19 protein-coding genes are annotated in these 17,188 nt (G+C 40.8%); 17 read left to right on the top strand and 2 right to left on the bottom strand.

The features are described from left to right. Nucleotides 1–2 precede the first annotated feature (2 nt). Nucleotides 3–857, bottom strand: a complete 855-nt coding sequence (locus AUF14_RS09870; RefSeq protein ID WP_016181315.1) for a pyruvate, water dikinase regulatory protein — start codon at nucleotides 855–857, stop codon at nucleotides 3–5. 85 nt (nucleotides 858–942) lie between these two features. Here AUF14_RS09870 and AUF14_RS09865 point away from each other — a divergent pair, with 85 nt between their 5' ends. The 9 genes from AUF14_RS09865 (at nucleotide 943) to recO (ending at nucleotide 8,592) form a co-directional block, all read left to right on the top strand. After that, entirely contained in the window at nucleotides 943–1,380 is a 438-nt protein-coding gene (locus AUF14_RS09865; protein WP_016181316.1) for a Fur family transcriptional regulator, read from the top strand. Nucleotides 1,381–1,518: 138 nt separating this feature from the next. Then, nucleotides 1,519–1,695 carry a 30S ribosomal protein S21 gene (gene rpsU, locus AUF14_RS09860; RefSeq protein ID WP_002356740.1) on the top strand — a complete coding sequence of 59 codons (177 nt, stop codon included), beginning with the start codon at nucleotides 1,519–1,521 and terminating at the stop codon, nucleotides 1,693–1,695. A 21-nt stretch (nucleotides 1,696–1,716) separates the two neighbouring features. Further along, nucleotides 1,717–2,163 carry a GatB/YqeY domain-containing protein gene (locus AUF14_RS09855; protein ID WP_048721501.1) on the top strand — a complete coding sequence of 149 codons (447 nt, stop codon included), beginning with the start codon at nucleotides 1,717–1,719 and terminating at the stop codon, nucleotides 2,161–2,163. 609 nt (nucleotides 2,164–2,772) lie between these two features. Continuing rightward, on the top strand, nucleotides 2,773–3,693 hold the full coding sequence (locus tag AUF14_RS09850) for a PhoH family protein (RefSeq protein WP_048718175.1): 921 nt from the start codon (nucleotides 2,773–2,775) through the stop codon (nucleotides 3,691–3,693). A 15-nt stretch (nucleotides 3,694–3,708) separates the two neighbouring features. After that, nucleotides 3,709–5,913 carry an HD family phosphohydrolase gene (locus AUF14_RS09845; RefSeq protein WP_102866024.1) on the top strand — a complete coding sequence of 735 codons (2,205 nt, stop codon included), beginning with the start codon at nucleotides 3,709–3,711 and terminating at the stop codon, nucleotides 5,911–5,913. Beyond that, nucleotides 5,913–6,386 (top strand): rRNA maturation RNase YbeY, encoded by a 474-nt coding sequence (ybeY, locus tag AUF14_RS09840; RefSeq protein WP_049220182.1) that lies wholly within the window; start codon nucleotides 5,913–5,915, stop codon nucleotides 6,384–6,386. The genes AUF14_RS09845 and ybeY overlap by 1 nt, the downstream gene beginning before the upstream one ends. After that, a complete protein-coding gene (locus AUF14_RS09835) occupies nucleotides 6,364–6,768 on the top strand; it encodes a diacylglycerol kinase family protein (RefSeq protein ID WP_049220184.1) in 405 nt (134 codons plus the stop codon). Before ybeY ends, AUF14_RS09835 begins: the two co-directional genes overlap by 23 nt. A gap of 29 nt (nucleotides 6,769–6,797) precedes the next feature. Continuing rightward, nucleotides 6,798–7,697, top strand: coding sequence for a GTPase Era (gene era / locus AUF14_RS09830; protein WP_049220186.1), 900 nt, complete (start codon nucleotides 6,798–6,800; stop codon nucleotides 7,695–7,697). Nucleotides 7,698–7,812: 115 nt separating this feature from the next. After that, the gene (gene recO / locus AUF14_RS09825) at nucleotides 7,813–8,592 is read left to right on the top strand and encodes a DNA repair protein RecO (protein ID WP_049220188.1); all 780 of its coding nucleotides are present in this window, start codon (nucleotides 7,813–7,815) and stop codon (nucleotides 8,590–8,592) included. A 20-nt stretch (nucleotides 8,593–8,612) separates the two neighbouring features. Here recO and AUF14_RS09820 read toward each other — a convergent pair whose 3' ends face one another. Next, nucleotides 8,613–8,993, bottom strand: coding sequence for a hypothetical protein (locus AUF14_RS09820; RefSeq protein WP_049220191.1), 381 nt, complete (start codon nucleotides 8,991–8,993; stop codon nucleotides 8,613–8,615). Nucleotides 8,994–9,933: 940 nt separating this feature from the next. Here AUF14_RS09820 and hisG point away from each other — a divergent pair. Genes hisG through hisIE form a run of 8 tightly spaced genes read left to right on the top strand, consistent with a single transcriptional unit; the run spans nucleotide 9,934 to nucleotide 17,170 of the window. Continuing rightward, nucleotides 9,934–11,493 (top strand): ATP phosphoribosyltransferase, encoded by a 1,560-nt coding sequence (hisG, locus tag AUF14_RS09815; RefSeq protein ID WP_049220074.1) that lies wholly within the window; start codon nucleotides 9,934–9,936, stop codon nucleotides 11,491–11,493. Further along, on the top strand, nucleotides 11,490–12,770 hold the full coding sequence (gene hisD / locus AUF14_RS09810; RefSeq protein ID WP_102866023.1) for a histidinol dehydrogenase: 1,281 nt from the start codon (nucleotides 11,490–11,492) through the stop codon (nucleotides 12,768–12,770). Before hisG ends, hisD begins: the two co-directional genes overlap by 4 nt. Beyond that, complete coding sequence (hisC, locus tag AUF14_RS09805) at nucleotides 12,767–13,825, top strand: histidinol-phosphate transaminase (protein WP_049220070.1); 1,059 nt, start codon at nucleotides 12,767–12,769, stop codon at nucleotides 13,823–13,825. The genes hisD and hisC overlap by 4 nt, the downstream gene beginning before the upstream one ends. Further along, nucleotides 13,822–14,415, top strand: a complete 594-nt coding sequence (hisB, locus tag AUF14_RS09800) for an imidazoleglycerol-phosphate dehydratase HisB (protein ID WP_049220068.1) — start codon at nucleotides 13,822–13,824, stop codon at nucleotides 14,413–14,415. Before hisC ends, hisB begins: the two co-directional genes overlap by 4 nt. An 11-nt stretch (nucleotides 14,416–14,426) precedes the next feature. Beyond that, nucleotides 14,427–15,053 carry an imidazole glycerol phosphate synthase subunit HisH gene (hisH, locus tag AUF14_RS09795; protein WP_049220066.1) on the top strand — a complete coding sequence of 209 codons (627 nt, stop codon included), beginning with the start codon at nucleotides 14,427–14,429 and terminating at the stop codon, nucleotides 15,051–15,053. Beyond that, nucleotides 15,050–15,772, top strand: a complete 723-nt coding sequence (gene hisA, locus AUF14_RS09790; protein ID WP_048718209.1) for a 1-(5-phosphoribosyl)-5-[(5-phosphoribosylamino)methylideneamino]imidazole-4-carboxamide isomerase — start codon at nucleotides 15,050–15,052, stop codon at nucleotides 15,770–15,772. Before hisH ends, hisA begins: the two co-directional genes overlap by 4 nt. Further along, nucleotides 15,769–16,527: an imidazole glycerol phosphate synthase subunit HisF gene (gene hisF, locus AUF14_RS09785; RefSeq protein WP_048718211.1), complete on the top strand. Its 759-nt coding sequence runs from the start codon at nucleotides 15,769–15,771 to the stop codon at nucleotides 16,525–16,527. The genes hisA and hisF overlap by 4 nt, the downstream gene beginning before the upstream one ends. 10 nt (nucleotides 16,528–16,537) lie before the next feature. After that, on the top strand, nucleotides 16,538–17,170 hold the full coding sequence (gene hisIE / locus AUF14_RS09780; RefSeq protein WP_082158471.1) for a bifunctional phosphoribosyl-AMP cyclohydrolase/phosphoribosyl-ATP diphosphatase HisIE: 633 nt from the start codon (nucleotides 16,538–16,540) through the stop codon (nucleotides 17,168–17,170). The last annotated feature ends 18 nt before the right edge of the window (nucleotides 17,171–17,188 follow it).

The raw sequence follows: 17,188 nt of genomic DNA, 5'->3' as shown, positions 1-17,188 counted from the left end.
TCTCAGTTTTCTTCTTCCATAAAGTAGTAGCTATGGTCTTCTAAATCCAAGGCGCTCATGATCATCGCTGCCGTTTCCTCGATCGAAAGTGTGGCAACGTTAATAATCTCGCAGCCTAACTTGTGATAAAGCTCATTGGCGAATTTCAGCTCTGCTTGAATCTTTTCGCGATCGGAATAGGCCGTTTCAGGATTCAATCCGTAAGCTCGCATCCGTTCTTTACGGATACCAATCAATACTTCAGGATCGTTGGTCAGTCCAACGATTTTTTTCGGATCGATCTCAAATAGCTGTTTAGGAATATGTGCTTGTGGAATTAACGGTAGGTTAGCAACTTTTAAATTTTTATTAGCCAAATAAAGACTTAGCGGTGTTTTTGAAGTTCTTGAAACGCCAAGTAACACAACATCAGCCTCTAAGAAGCCGCGGGGATCTTTTCCGTCGTCATATTTAACCGCAAACTCCATGGCCTTAATTCGTTTGAAATAATTTTCGTTCAAGTGATGAAGTGCACCACGTTCGCCAGTAGGCTCTAAATGAGCGCGTCGTCCAATTTCGCTCACAACCGGATTCAACAAGTCCATCGTAAAGACGTCTTCGTTGTCACAAAATTCTTTAGCAATTTTAGATAATTTTGGATCAATCAATGTATAGATGATCATGCCGTTTTCGGCCTTAGCATCGTTTAAAGCTTTCATCAATAATTCTTCCGTGTGTACAAAGGTCCGGCGGAAGAGACAGAATTCTACGGTAGGATACTGCGCCATTGAAGCTTGTGCTAGTTTCGATGCAGTTTCTCCCGCAGAATCGGAGATGATGAAAATAGTGACTAACTCGTTTTGTTTTTCGCTATCCATAAAGAAAATCTCCCTTGCAATCAGTAATAATTTATTATACCATACACTTTATTCGGAATCATTACACTTTGAAATGAGGGATAACATGACACAAACGACGTTATTAGAAAAAGCTCTGACGAAGGTCAAAGAAAATGGCTTCAAGTATACTAAAAAACGTGAAACTCTCTTAGACTACCTGATCAAATCCAACCGCTATGTTTCCGCCCGTGAGGTTTACAATCATATGAATGGTCAATTTCCAGGATTGAGCTATGATACTGTGTATCGCAACCTAAGAGAATTTTGTGAGATTGGATTGATTGAAGATACCGAATTGCAGGGAGAGATGAAATTCCGCTTTAGCTGCAGTGAAAATTTTGAACACCATCACCATTTTATTTGTACAGTTTGCGGAGAAACGAAGGAGATTCATATGTGTCCCATGAACTTCTTTAAAGAACAGCTAGATGGCTGCGAAATCGAAGGTCATCGCTTTGAGCTCTTTGGACGCTGTGCAAAATGTCAAAAAGTTAATGGATAAATTAAGAATTAAAATTCTTCAGTACCTTGACTCAAAATAGCCCATTGGATATAATGACTTATGGACGGTCTTGTTTATTGAAAGCATATTTCAATAACAAAAACGGTTACATTTCAAGCCCGGAGGGAGGGAATTTATATGTCAAAAACAGTGGTTCGTAAAAATGAATCTCTTGACGATGCTCTTCGTCGCTTCAAACGTTCCGTTTCAAAAGCAGGGACTCTGCAAGAATCTCGCAAACGTGAATTTTATGAAAAGCCAAGCGTGAAACGTAAGAAAAAATCAGAAGCAGCTAGAAAACGTAAGAAATTCTAGTCTGTCAACGGAGTGATTCTATTGTCACTACTTACTACCTTGAATGAAGACATGAAGCAAGCGATGCGAGCAAAAGATAAAGAGACTTTGCAAGTGATCCGGATGCTTAAAGCTTCGATTCAAAATGAACAGATTAAAAAAGGTCAGGACTTAAATGACGAAGAAGAATTGACTGTCTTATCTCGCGAGATGAAACAGCGTCGAGATTCTCTAACGGAGTTTGAAAAAGCTGATCGCACCGATTTGGCTGATAAGGTCAAAAAGGAAATCGTAATTGTTGAAAAATATTTGCCGGCTCAACTTTCTGAAGATGAGATCCGTGCGATTGTTACAGAAGCAATTGCAACAACAGGAGCGACTTCACCAAAGGAATTTGGGAAAGTAATGGGTGCAGTGATGCCGAAAGTCAAAGGCAAAGCCGATGGCAATCAAGTCAACGCAATCGTCAAGGAGCTTCTGAATAAATAAGCAATAATGAAAGCCGAGAGATTTTTCTCTCGGCTTTTTTTGCGAGTTCAACTTTTCGCAGTTTGTTAAAGTACGAGATGAATGATATGGTCTCGGCTAATTAATATTACGTGAGGTTTAGTTGAATCGTATGCGTGGCAAAAATAAACTTCCATTAACTGAGCTAGCTGCGAGTTCTACTTTTCCCAGTTTGTTAGGCTTGAGCTCTAATTATTAATTTTCTTGAATATAGCGAACAGACTCTTTAGCAGAATCGTATGCGTGGTGAAAATACGATTATTTTTCCCGAATTTGGAAAAATGACTTCATAGATAGACAGTTAGCTATGAGTTATGCTCTAGTCCGAGCTGCTGTTAAAATTTGTGAGATTAAATAATAAGATAGGCAAAGTAGTATTGTATGCACAAGATAATCTATAAAATAGACTCGTGATTTCATCTTAATCAAACTCAGGTATAGCTAATATTTAAGCGAAAGCTTAGACAATTTTTCTTTTATTTAGAGTGTGGTATTATAAGAAGGAATGATTTATGAAGGGATGAGCGCTTGTTGAATAGCAACGATTTTGAGTCGTTAGAAATAAAGCTTGATGGAAAAGATGACATCAGTATGCTTTTAGGTACCCACGATAAACATGTTAAATTTTTAGAAGAAAATACAGAGACGACCATCAATACTCGCGGCGAAATGATTCAGATCATTGGACCAAAGGAAGAGGCAAAATTAGTAGGAGATATCATTCGCACCTTGCAGATTTTGATCGATCGCGGGATTAAAGTCGCGACACCAGATGTCATGACCGCATTGCGTTTAGGACGTGAGAATCATCTGGATGAGTTCGTTATGATGTACGAAGAGGAATTATTGAAGGACCGTAATGGGAAACCCATTCGTCCTAAAAATATTGGACAGAGCCGTTATATAGCAGCAATACGTAAATCGGATGTTGTTTTTGGTGTGGGACCAGCAGGGACTGGTAAAACTTATTTAGCAATCGTTATGGCAATTGCTGCACTGAAAAAAGGGGAAGTACAACGAATTATTTTGACCCGCCCAGCAGTAGAAGCCGGCGAAAGTCTAGGATTTTTGCCAGGTGATTTGAAGGAAAAGGTTGACCCTTACTTACGTCCGATGTATGATGCCTTGCATCAAATTTTTGGTATGGAACATACGAACCGCTTATTGGAACGCGGAGTGATTGAGATCGCCCCGCTTGCTTATATGCGTGGTCGGACGTTAGATGATGCCTTTGTCATCTTAGATGAAGCTCAGAACACGACGATTTCGCAAATGAAGATGTTTTTAACGCGCCTTGGCTTTAATTCTAAAATGATCGTCAATGGCGACACTTCACAGGTGGATCTGCCGAAAGGGCAGGTCAGCGGTTTGATTCATGCCGAAAGAACCTTGAAGGGAATCAAAAAAATCCGCTTTGTGAACTTTGAAGCTGGCGATGTTGTAAGGCATCCTGTAGTTGCAGAAATTATCGAAGCTTATGAACAAGAGAACCTACGACACCAAGAAAAGTAGTCAGGAGGGAATTGGATGTTAAATCGACCCATCAATAACTTGCTGAAAAAGTTAGGTTCAAATTTTATACCAATCATTTTAGGCGCTTTTTCGACTATATTAGTATTAACGATGCTTACGAGCGTCATTCAAAAAAGTGTAGATTATAAAGAAGGTCAAGTGGCTACAGAAAGTATTCGAGCCAATAAAACCATTGAAAATAAAGCTGAAACGGACCAAAAGCGTCAATTGGCCGCTGAAGCAGTCACGCCAGAATATACATATCAAGCTGACTTGGCGCAAACACAGCATGATCGTATCAATCAATTAATCTCATTGATTCAAAAGGCGAATACTGAATTAGATAAAAATTATCAGACGAAGGTTTCACAAGCTAAAGATGGAGAAAAAGTTCCCCAACCGACAGTGGATGAGCGTGTAGCAGCGGTAAAAAAGAATTTTGAAGGTTTAGATCAGGATACAGTTACTTTCTATCAACAGCTGCCAGAAGAATTTTATCAAGTCGTTGTCCAACTAAGTGCTGCTGATTTGACGAAGGTTGGAACAGAAAGTCTGAAACTGTTAGATGAACAAATGACAAAACGCATTCGTCAAAGCGATCTTGCTGAATACAAACAGCAGGCTATTGATAAGATCCAAAGTTTAGGATTGTCAGAAGAATCTAATCAAGCAATGCGTTACTTATTAGAAGCAGGGATTGTTATCAATGATTCCTTAAATCAAAAGCGGACGGATGAATTGAAAGAGCAAGCCAGTGATTCAGTTCAACCTGTAATGATTTACCAAGGTGAAGTCATTGTTCGTGAAGGCAGTCAAATTGATGCAAATGCGATTAATAAGTTGAAACTATTAGGCTTAACTAGCTCCAGTACATCGATTTTCCCATTGATCGCAATGGTTTTATCCGCAATATTACAAGGTGTTTTGTTATGGTTTTATAGCCGTCAGTTTGAAGTTGAGTTTCAACGTGTCCGCTTCATTTTATTCTATAGCGCGACGATGACGATTGGCGTTTTTATCATGAAGATACTGCAATCTTTTCAAGGAGGCACTTCGAATAATCTAGCGTTGTTCTTCCCAGCAGCCTTCATTCCACTGATTCTGACGGTCTTTGTTAATCGACGAGCAGGGGCTTTGTCCGCAGTTTTTCAGACCGTTTTTGCACTGTTTATTTACTACAATGCGATTGGTACGAATATGCTGCCCGTCATTTTAATGACGTACCTTTTCTCAGGTACATTGGCTGTTATGGTAAAACAAAGACGCTTATCTGATCAAGTGAAGCAAGCAATGCTTTGGATCGTGGCCTTTCCAGTTGCCTGGTCGATCATTTTAAGTATCTATCAAGGAATGTCCTTTACTGATTCGCAAACCTGGGGACTGCTACTAGGTGCTTTTGCCGCCAGCATTTTATCCTTTATTATGGGAATGGGACTTCAACCATATATCGAAATCTTAGTAACAGATAGCGGTGTAATTACCTTAAATGAGTTAAGTAATCCGAACCATCCGTTGCTAAAAGAACTGCTGGAGAAGGCTCCCGGAACCTATCATCACTCAATGATGGTGGCTAATCTGAGTGCTAATGCTGTGGCAGAAATCGGCGGTCGTTCGTTGTTGACGCGAGTAGCCTGCTACTATCACGATATTGGAAAAATTCGTCATGCAAATTTCTTTGTAGAAAATTTACCGACTGGGGCAGAGAATCCGCATAACTTCCTGCTGCCGGAAGATAGCAAACAAATTATTTTCGGTCATGTGATTGAAGGGGCGAAAATTCTGAAGGAATATAAGATGCCGCAAATGGTGATTGATATTTGTAATCAGCATCATGGAACAACCTTGATGAAATTCTTCTATTTTAAAGCCAAGGAGCGCAACCCTGAAGTAACAGAAGCAGACTTCCGTTATCCAGGACCTAGGCCACAGACTCGCGAAGCTGGGGTTGTAAACATCGCGGATAGCTGTGAGGCGGCGGTCAGAGCGATGGATCATCCTTCGATTGATAAGATTACGGAGTTTGTGCATAATCTGATTGAGGAACGAATCAATGATGGTCAGCTAGACGATTCTGGATTGACGTTGAAAGAGATTCGCATCGTTGAAAAATCATTGATTAGCGGTTTAAGCTCAACCTTCCATTCACGCATCAAATATCCGAGAATGCAATCAGAGGCGGAGAAAATGAAAGAAGAGCAAGAGAAAAAAGGGGAAGAGTAATGGATATTACGTTTATTGACGAAACAGAGCAGGTCTCTGAAGAAAAAAATCAAGAAATCGATGGCGTATTACAGTTTGCGGCAGATTATTTAAAATTGCCGAAGGATACGGAAATGTCTGTTACTTTTATGGATAATGCAGCGATCCAAGTCATCAATCGTGATTATCGCGGCAAGGACGCACCGACTGATGTCATCAGCTTTGCGCTGGAAGAAGAAGGTGAAGATGAGATTCCGATCATCATGGACGAGGAAGATCCAATGCCGCGGAATTTAGGCGACATCATGATTTCTACGGAACGTGCCGCAGAACAGGCAGAGGAGTATGGGCATAGCTTTGATCGCGAACTGGGATTTCTAGCTGTACATGGTTTTTTGCATATCAATGGGTACGACCATATGACTCCTGAGGACGAAAAAGAGATGTTTGGTCTGCAGAAAGAGATATTAGATGCCTATGGACTTAAAAGATAAAACAGAGAAAAACAAACATTTTATCACCTCGTTAGAATTTGCGATTCAAGGGATCAAGACAGTCTTTCAAGAGGAACGCAATATGCGTGCTCACGTGGTTTTTGGCCTGATGGCGATTCTGGTAGCATTTTTATTAGGAGTCTCTGTGTTAGAATGGCTTTGGATTTTTTTAGCCGTCTTTCTCGTTTGGATTGTGGAGATTATCAACACGGTTTTTGAGAATGTGGTAGACATGGTAACCGATTGCCATTTTCATCCAATCGGCAAGAAAATCAAAGATATGGCTGCCGGAGCTGTTTTAGTGACGTCAGTGTTTGCGATAATCGTTGGTGTGATTATCTTTTTACCAAAAATTATTGAGCTTTTTCTTTCGGGAAAATGAGTATTTAAGGTTCAGAAAGGAACTTTTACATGTCAGAACATAAATCAGGGTTTGTGGCGATTGTTGGTCGACCAAATGTTGGTAAATCAACATTACTAAATCGCATCGTAGGTCAAAAAATCGCGATTATGAGCGATAAGGCACAAACCACTAGAAATAAAATTCAAGGTGTTTATACAACACCGGAAGCACAAATAGTTTTTATCGATACGCCAGGTATTCATAAACCGAAGCATCGCTTAGGCGATTACATGGTAGAGATGGCCTATAGCGCTTTGCGTGAAGTGGATGCCATCATTTTCATGGTTAGTGCAGATCAAAAACGTGGACGCGGTGATGACTTCATTTTGGAACGATTAAGCAAACAGGAAGTGCCTGTTTACTTGGTCATCAATAAAATCGATACGATCCATCCAGACGAGTTATTGGCGATCATTGATGACTATCGGACAATCATGGAATTTAAAGAAATCATCCCTATTTCGGCGACAGAAGGCAACAATGTCGAGCATTTGCTAGATGTTTTAGTCGATCAAATGGATGAAGGTCCACAATATTTCCCAGACGATCAAATTACTGATCACCCAGAATATTTTATCGTTTCTGAACTGATTCGTGAGAAGGTATTGAGTTTAACGCGTGATGAGGTCCCCCATTCAGTGGCTGTCGTAACAGAGTCAATGAAACGAGATGAGCACGATAAAGTTCATATTCAAGCGACAATTATTGTCGAGCGGACAAGTCAAAAGGGGATTATTATCGGAAAAGGCGGCAAGATGTTGAAAAATATCGGGACGCAAGCTCGTAAAGATATTGAGACGCTTTTAGCTGACAAGGTATACTTAGAGCTTTGGGTTAAAGTCCAAAAGGATTGGCGCGATAAACAAACTTATCTCCAAGACTACGGTTACCGTAAAGACGACTATTAATAAACAAAGCTTCACGATTTCTTCGTGGAGCTTTTGTTAGCTCTGCTTTTCGCAGGATGTTTAGATAGACTTTTGTTAAACTGAGTTAGATGTTATCGAAGAGAGGTGCGTATGGATGGCGCAGGTTGGTGAAACCAAAGGCATCATTTTATTTAGTCGGGATTATAAAGAAAAAGACAAGCTAATCAAGATCTTCACGGAATCGGCTGGGAAGGTCATGTTTTTTGCAAAGGGAATTCATCGTGCGAACAATCCCTTGCAAACAGCGGTTCAGCCTTTTACTGAAGCAGTATTTATCGGGAATTTGAAAACGGATGGCCTTTCTTTCTTAAATAGTGCCAAAGATATCCATCCTATGCGAAAGCTTCAAGAGGATATTTTTTTGAATGCTTATGGTTCCTATATCTTAGGTTTAACGGATGCAGCGATTGAAGATCATGTGTATGATCCGGCTTTGTACGGGTTCACTCGAGAAGCATTGCAGCGAATGGATGAAGGTGCAGATGGTGAGACGATCATGAATATTTTTGAAGTTCAAATCATGCAGCGCTTCGGAGTTTCGCTTAATTGGCAGGCTTGTGGAGTGTGCGGAAAGAAAATCGGCGCCTTCGATTTCTCCTCGAAGTACAATGGGATTCTTTGCCAAGATCACTGGCATTTAGATCAGCATCGTTATCATGCTGACCCACGAGCAATCTATTTTATCCGCTTGTTTAATAGTGTAACCTATGAAAATATCAATACGATCAATTTAAAGCCGGAGACAAAAAAAGCGATCCGCCAAACACTGGATCAATTATACGAAGAATATATTGGCCTGCATTTGAAGAGTAAAAAGTTTATTGATCAAATGGGCGAATGGCAAGATGTATTAAAACCTAAAGACGCAGAATAAGCTGTAGAACCTATTCAGGACTACGGCTTATTTTTTGTCTTTAACTGTTTACAGAAGAACAGCCAAATCAGACTGCCGGTGAAGGACAAGAAAAGATAAAGAAAAATCATCTGTCCATTTGGTTGGTTCTGATAAATGATTACCGAGGCAAATGTACCGATGAACAGAAAGTAAACGAAATAAAAGAAGGTCCGGATTTTATCAGATAAAGAGGTTCTGGTTTCAATGAAGTAGGAAGCGATTAAGAATAAGGTAACAGTGAGTATGTTAAATAAGGGTTTAATAGACCAGCCATTTGTATACAGCTCATGTGACCAATCGGATAACAGTCCACCTACGAGCAAAACGAGAAATACGAAATACAAATTCGTTTTTCTTGATTTTCGGGTATTACTCATCATTAGAAATCTCCAGATCATTTTTACGCTCACCTAGTTTTCCCACATTTTTCATTCCTTTAGTTTTCTAACTTTCTCGTTAAGAAAAGTATATCAGAAAAGTTTGCTGAAAAAATCAAATCTTTTATTTCTTACTCTGCAAAATGTTCGCTCATTCACAGATTACCATTGCTAATTTATGGCAAAACGATTAATATTGTTAGAAAACACTAAGGATATATCAGATAAACTAAGAATACGTGTCGAGCTGGTATGCGAGATGAAAATCAACTTCATTTTTTATGAACTTGAAAAAATGATTACATAAATTGACTTAGGATGCCAGTTCAGCTTTTCGCAGTGTGCGGCATCCGACCTGAATACAACAAAGTAGGGCAAAATAAAGCTCGAACTGTTTAGCTGAATGGTATACGGTAGGAAAATCAGACTTAATTTTCTGTAAAGAAAATTAAATACATAAAAATGACTTAGGATGCCAGTTCAGCTTTTCGCAGTGTGCGGCATCTGGTCTGAATACAACAAAGTAGGGCAAAATAAAGCTCAAGCTGTTTAGCTGAATGGTATACGGTAGGAAATCAGACTTAATTTTCTGTAAAGAAAATTAAATACAAAAAAATGACTTAGGATGCCAGTTCAGCTTTTCGCAGAGTGTGGCATCTGGTCTGAATACAACAAAGTAGGGCAAAACAAAGCTCGAACTGTTTAGCTGAATGGTATACGGTAGGAAAATCAGACTTAATTTTCTGCAAAGAAAATTAAATACATAAAAATGACTTAGGATGCCAGTTCAACTTTTCGCAATGTGCGGCACCCGAACTGAGTACAACAAAGTAGGGCAAAATAAAGCTCGAACTGTTTAGCTGAATGGTATACGGTAGGAAAATCAGACTTAATTTTCTGTAAAGAAAATTAAATACATAAAAATGACTTAGGAGTGATAAGTGTGGAAGAATTATGGGAAGTATTAAGACCCGAAGAGCAAATCGAATTGAAATTAAGAAAGTTATATACTCAGCATCATTTTCAACCTTATCACTTAAACAACTTTGAGGAATATGGTGACTATCAGCAAAATTACAATTTTTTGCGAAATTCCTCCATCATTACTTTTACTGGAAACGATGGTCGAACAATGGCATTGAAGCCGGATGTGACGTTGTCAATTGCTAAAAATACACCAGATGGCGAAGCACGAAAGGTCTATTATGTAGAAGATGTCTATCGCCATGATCGTCAGGCAGGCGAGTATCAGAAAATTTATCAGATCGGTCTAGAAATTATTGATGAAATTACTTGGGATGATCAGCTGGAAATGTTAAAGCTTGCTTGGAAAAGTTTGGCACAAGTTGGTGAAGGAACACTAGATCTTTCACATATGGGAATCATCAATGGGATTTGTGATCGTTTTTCAATTGAGGATCGCCAAAAGGTCTTGGATTGCCTGCGAGATAAAAGTTCTCATGGTATGGATGAATTGACGGCCAAAGCAGGATTGTCAAAAGAAGAATCGGACAACTTAGCCAAATTGGTTCGTTTATCAGGAGATTTTGAAACAAAGTATCAGCGTGCCAAAGTTTTGTTGGCGACTTATCCTGAAGCACAGGCTGGACTAGAAGAATTGAAACAATTATACAAAGCATTGCAGGAAGAAGAGTTATCAGAGAAAATTCGTCTGCGATTAGATTTTTCGATCATGAATGACGCGGATTATTATAGTGGATTGTTATTCCAAGGCTTCATTAAAGAAGCGCGTGAAACAATTTTATATGGTGGACGTTACGACCGTTTAATGAGTCGTCAAGGAAAGCGTCAAGGTGCGATTGGCTTTGGACTAAAGCTAAATCATGTCGGGCAAAAACTACCATCGGATAATCAAAGTTCAGAGTACTTGAATGTAGCTCTGCCTAAGGGGCGAATGGGAGATGCGGTGTATGATCTGTTCACCAAGGCCGGAGTGGCAGCTGAAGGTGTCTTTGAAGACAATCGCAAACTGATTTTTTGTGATGAGGTTAATAAATTACGTTTCTTTTTAGTGAAGCCTAGTGACGTAGCAATCTATGTGGAGCACGGAGCAGCGGACATCGGCGTGGTAGGAAAAGATATTCTATTAGAAAACAAAGCAGATGTTATTGAATTTTTGGATTTACATATGGGTGTCTGCCGATTAGCGGTTGCTGCGCATAATGATTTCGAAGAAGATTTTTCACGTCCGTTACGTGTATCAACAAAATATCCGACCATCACTCGTGAGTATTATGAAGGGATTGGGCGGTCTGTAGAATTGATTCATTTACACGGTTCGATCGAATTAGCTCCATTATTAGGGTTATCCGACGTGATTGTCGATATTGTCGAAACAGGCACGACCTTAAAAGAAAATGATTTGAAGGTGATTCAAGACATTGCGCCATCTTCTGCTCGGTTGATCATTAACAACGCGACATGGCGCTTTAAGCAAGAACGAATCCAAAAAGTGATCGAGAAGGTGAGGAAGCAACTATGAGAGTGTATTCAACTCAAACGGATCAATTAGCCGATATCTTAGCACGAAAGTATTCTGAGACTGCGGATGTATCTGAGGTGGTCAAAAAAATTATAGAACGCGTACAACAAGATGGAGATCAAGCCCTTTATCAATTAATCAAAGAAATCGATCATGTCACTTTGGATACATTAGCAGTCAGTGAAAGCGAGATCGAAGCAGCCTTAAAGGGAGTATCGCCAGAATTATTAAAGGTGATGGAGCAGGCGAAAGAAAATATTCTATCCTTCCATCAAAAACAAGTACGACAAGGATTTGTTTCAACAGAACCAAATGGTGTTGTGATGGGGCAGCGGATCATTCCTTTAGCACGTGTCGGAGTCTATGTACCTGGTGGAACGGCGGCTTATCCCAGTACCGTCTTGATGGATGTCCTACCGGCTAAGATCGCTGGTGTGAAGAAAATTGTCATGATGACCCCAACAGATAGTGAAGGAAATGTTCCAGCAGCTATCTTAGCGGCTGCTTCTATTGCTGGAGTAGATGAAATTTACAAAGTAGGTGGAGCACATGGTGTAGCGGCACTTGCGTATGGCACAGAGACGATTCCGAAGGTAGATAAGATTGTGGGACCGGGAAATATTTATGTTGCCACGGCCAAGCGCATGGTTTATGGCGAAGTTGATATTGATATGATCGCCGGACCGAGTGACGTGTTGATCGTTGCTGATCATAGCGCAAATCCTCGCTGGATTGCAGCCGATCTTTTAGCGCAGGCGGAGCATGATACACTAGCACAAGCAATTCTGGTAACGACAGAAGAGACACTGATTGAAAAAGTTCAATCAGAATTAGAGCAACAATTAGCGGTATTGCCGCGTAAAGAAATCGCTGGAGCAGCTATCGAGAATACAGGGAAAATTATTTTAGTAAAAGATTTGGAAGAAGCGATCTCTATCACTAACCAAATCGCGCCGGAGCATTTGGAACTATCTGTATCAGAGCCGTTTGCTTTGTTAGGAAGGGTTGAAAATGCCGGTAGCGTCTTTTTAGGTCATCACACTCCAGAGGTTTTAGGGGATTACTTTGCGGGACCGAACCATACTTTACCGACAGAAGGAACAGCTCGGTTTTATTCGCCATTATCGGTGGATGATTTTATAAAGAAGAGCAGCTACCTGTATTATACCGAAGAGGCTATGAAAGAAGCAGCCTCTGCAGTTGAACTATTCGCGGAGACTGAAGATTTAATCGGCCATGCGCGATCCATGAAAGTGAGAAGAGGTGAAGAGGCATGACATTTTTAAATCAAAAATATCAGGATCTCACTCCATATACACCAGGAGAACAAGTAAACGAGGGAGAATTCATTAAATTAAACACAAATGAAAGTCCTTATCCGCCGGCCCCCAGCGTGGAATCAGCAGTTGCTGAGGTGTCACAAAGCTTAAACCGTTACTCAGATATTACCGTCGAAGCTGTAGCAAAACCGTTAGCACAGCATCTAGGTGTGAAGCAGGAGCAGCTTTTCCTTGGTAATGGTAGTGATGAGGTGCTCTCGTATATTTTTCAAGGCTTCACTGAAGAAGGCATCGCTTTTCCAGATGTGACCTATGGTTTTTATCAGGTATATAGCGCTCTTTATAAAGTTGATTCAACCGTTGTTCCGTTGAATAATGATTTCACGCTAGAGCTCAAGGAATACGATGCGTTGGCCGGCACAGTGATTTTTGCCAATCCCAATGCGCCAACAGGCATCTATTTGTCACAAGCAGAAATCTGCGCCTTTTTAGAGCGTCATCCAGATCGCTTAGTTGTTGTGGATGAGGCGTATATTGATTTTAGCGGAGCTTCAATGGTGACTTTGATTGAAAAATATCAGAATTTATTTGTGGTAGGAACCTTCTCAAAATCCCGTCAATTGGCGGGAGCACGTTTAGGCTTTGGCGTTGGGAATACGGATTTGATAGCAGATATGAATCGCTTACGTTTCAGTTTAAATCCTTACAATATCAATAGCTTAACTCAAGCAGCTGGCGGCGCAGTTTTACAGGAGCAGGAATACGTAGATCAAAAAATTCAAGAAACAATTCAGATTCGAGAATGGAGCAAGCAGGCGCTGACAAAGCTTGGTTTTGAACAAACAGATAGTCAGGGAAACTTCTTGTTTGCAAAACATCCGCAAATTACTGGAGAAAAATTATTCGAGGCTTTGCGAGAAAAGAAAATTTTAGTGCGCTGGTTTAATCAGCCGCGTACAAAGGATTATTTACGGATCACTGTGGGAACCCAGGAGCAAATGGAGCAGCTAGTTAAAGTATTATCAACAATACTAGAAGAGGTGGAAGCATGAGAAAAGCAGAAGTGACACGTAATACATCTGAAACAAAGATTCAACTGGCTCTGACGGTTGATGGTACAGGACAACAAACGATCAAAACAGGTGTGGGCTTTTTAGATCATATGTTGGAATTATTTGTTCGCCATGGACGCTTTGATCTGGAACTGGTATGTGACGGTGATATTGAGGTCGATGCTCACCACACAACTGAGGATGTGGCGATCGCGATTGGTCGAGCTTTTTCTGAAAGTCTTGGCGAACGTCGAGGCATCAAACGTTATGGCAGTATGCTATTACCGATGGATGAAGCTTTGGTGATGTCAGCGATTGATATCAGCGGACGTGGGATGGCTGTGGTCGAGCTGGATATTCCCAGCGAAAAAATCGGTTCGCAATTTGATACTGAGTTAGTTGAGGAATTCTTTATCGCTTTTGCCCGAGAACTAGGTGCGACGATTCATCTGCACCAAATTGCTGGTAAGAATAGCCACCACATCGTGGAAGCCTGTTTCAAAGGTTTTGGAAGAGCGTTAGGTGATGCGGTGGCGATCAATCGATTAGCACCAGATGAGATTCCATCAACAAAAGGAACGATCAATTAAGGGGGAAGCCTATGCTAGCAATTATTGATTATGGTGTCGGCAATCTCTTTAGTTTGTCGCGCTCATTGGAGTATTTGGGAGTAGAATGTCAGATTACACGTTCGTTAAATGAATTGAAATCGGCCGATCGAATCATTTTACCGGGGGTTGGAGCATTTGGCGATGCACGAAAAAAACTAGAAGAATTGTCTTTAGTTGAGCCGATTCAGGAGCTGGCAGCTTCTGGCAAGCCATTTCTTGGGATTTGCTTAGGGATGCAGCTCTTATTTGATAAAAGTGAAGAGTTTGGAGAGCATCCTGGTTTAGGCTTGATTCCTGGGCGAATTGTCTCAATGCGTGAAGCATTTGATCAAGCAGATATCGATCTAAAGGTTCCACAGATTGGTTGGAACAAGCTAGATATACGAAATACAGAGTGTCCGTTGGTTAAATCATTGGGTCCTAATGATTTTGTCTATTATGTTCACAGCTACTTTGCAACGGATTGTCAAGAGCATCTGGTCGCCGACAGCGAATACGGACTCTCTATCCCAGGGATCGTACAAAATAAAAATGTCTTCGGTACACAATTCCACCCAGAAAAAAGTGGAGAAGTCGGCTTGAATATTCTAAAAGCATTTACGGAGGTACCGGTATGAAAATTTTCCCAGCAATTGATCTTTTAGATGAGAAAGTTGTGCGCTTATATCAAGGTGATTATCAGCAAAAAGAGGTATTTGGCGATGATCCAGTGGCTTTTGCTCAATCTTTTGAAAAAGCGGGTGCTAAGTATCTGCATCTTGTTGATTTGGACGGCGCTAAGGCCGGAAAGCTGCACTATTTTGGGATCGCTAAAAAAATCGTTGAAAACACAAATTTATTTGTAGAAGTTGGTGGAGGAATCCGTGACGAGGAAACTATTGAGCATTGTTTGTCCGCAGGTGTCGACCGTGTGATTCTTGGGACGATCGCTCAAAAAGATCCTGAGTTTACTCAAGCGATGCTGAAAAAGTACGGAAGTAAAATCGCGATCGGTGTCGATGCGAAAGATGAGAAGGTCGCAGTCGAAGGCTGGCTGGAAAAAACGGAGACAGATGCGTTTGAATTTTGTCAGCAACTTGTTGAATGGGGCGCTGAAACGATTATCTTTACTGAAATCTCTCGTGATGGTACTGGTGAGGGAATCAATCTGCCATTATATGAAAAGCTCAATCAGTTGAATATTGAAATTGTGGCTTCTGGCGGTGTCGCATCACTAAAGGATATTGAAGGCTTGAAGCAGTTGGGAATTTCCAGTGCGATTGTAGGAAAATCACTATACAATGGTAGCTTAAAGCTAGAGGATGTTTTAGCAGTCGGTGAGGAGGATGACCAATGATCGCAAAGAGAATCGTACCATGTTTAGATGTTCGAGATGGGCGTGTGGTTAAAGGTGTGAATTTTGCTGGTTTGCAGGATGTCAATGATCCCGTGACTTTAGCTCGTTTTTACAATGAACAAGGAGCAGATGAGCTGGTTTTTTATGATATTACAGCTTCAGCAGAGGAACGCGGCTTGTTCACTGATATTTTAAAAGGTGTCGCTTCAGAAGTTTTTATCCCTCTAACTGTTGGCGGTGGAATTAATGAGGTATCTGACTTTGAACGGGTCTTGAATTGCGGCGCGGATAAGGTCAGCGTTAATTCAGGCGCGATTCGTCGTCCGCAGCTGATTGAAGAAGGTGCAAAACGCTACGGCAGTCAGTGCGTCGTCTTATCTGTGGATATTCGACGCGTTGGCGATCAATGGCACGTTTTTGCTAAGGGCGGTCGTGAAGATACGGGATTAGAGGCCTTAGACTGGATTCGTCAGGGTGAGCAGTTAGGCGCGGGGGAATTAGTCATCAACAGTATGGATACCGATGGTGTGAAGCAGGGATTTGATTTGGAGTTGTTGCAAGCCGTTAGTGAAATCACAGCATTACCAATCGTGGCTTCTGGTGGTGCCGGAAAAAGTGAAGATTTTATTGAGTTATTTCAGTTGCCAAAAATTGAGGCGGGGCTTGCTGCATCGATTTTCCATTATGGCGAAGTAAAAATTCCAGATTTGAAAAAACAATTGATGGCGGCAGATATTCCTGTCCGGATCGTTTAGGGGGCATATGATGACTGAACTAAAATTTGACGAAAAAGGGTTAATCCCTGTGATCGTGCAAGATGCTGAAACCAATGAGGTATTGACTTTGGCGTATATGAATCAAGAAAGCTATGAATTAACATTAAAGGATCAGCTTATGACCTTTTATTCTCGCAGTCGTAAAGAATTATGGCGTAAAGGCGAGACCAGCGGCAATTATCAGCATTTGGTTTCATTGAAGCTGGATTGCGATCAGGATGCGCTGGTTGCGAAGGTCAAAAAAGATGGTCCGGCTTGTCACACTGGTGCAGAAAGCTGCTTCAATGAAGTATTATACGGTGAAGATACGCAGGCAACGATAGATACGTTGTACGAATTGATTAAAGGACGTAAAGAGATACCACAGGAAGGCAGTTATACGAGTTACCTGTTTGAAAAAGGTATCGAGAAGATTCTGAAAAAAGTTGGAGAAGAATCAACGGAAGTCGTGATCGGCGCCATGAAGGAAGATTATAATGAAACTGTTTTTGAAATTTCTGATTTGGTGTATCATATTCTTGTATTAATGGTGAAGATGGGAATCGATTTGGCACAAGTACGCCAAGAGCTGGAAAATCGCCACGTTGTTGATAAAAAAGTCAAACAGGAACGGATGCAGTAAAATCCGAAATTTAGGAGG

Origin of the sequence: Enterococcus avium (assembly GCF_002891025.1) — a bacterium.
Lineage (GTDB): Bacteria > Bacillota > Bacilli > Lactobacillales > Enterococcaceae > Enterococcus_A > Enterococcus_A avium.
This window is presented reverse-complemented; position numbering and strand designations above follow the sequence as displayed.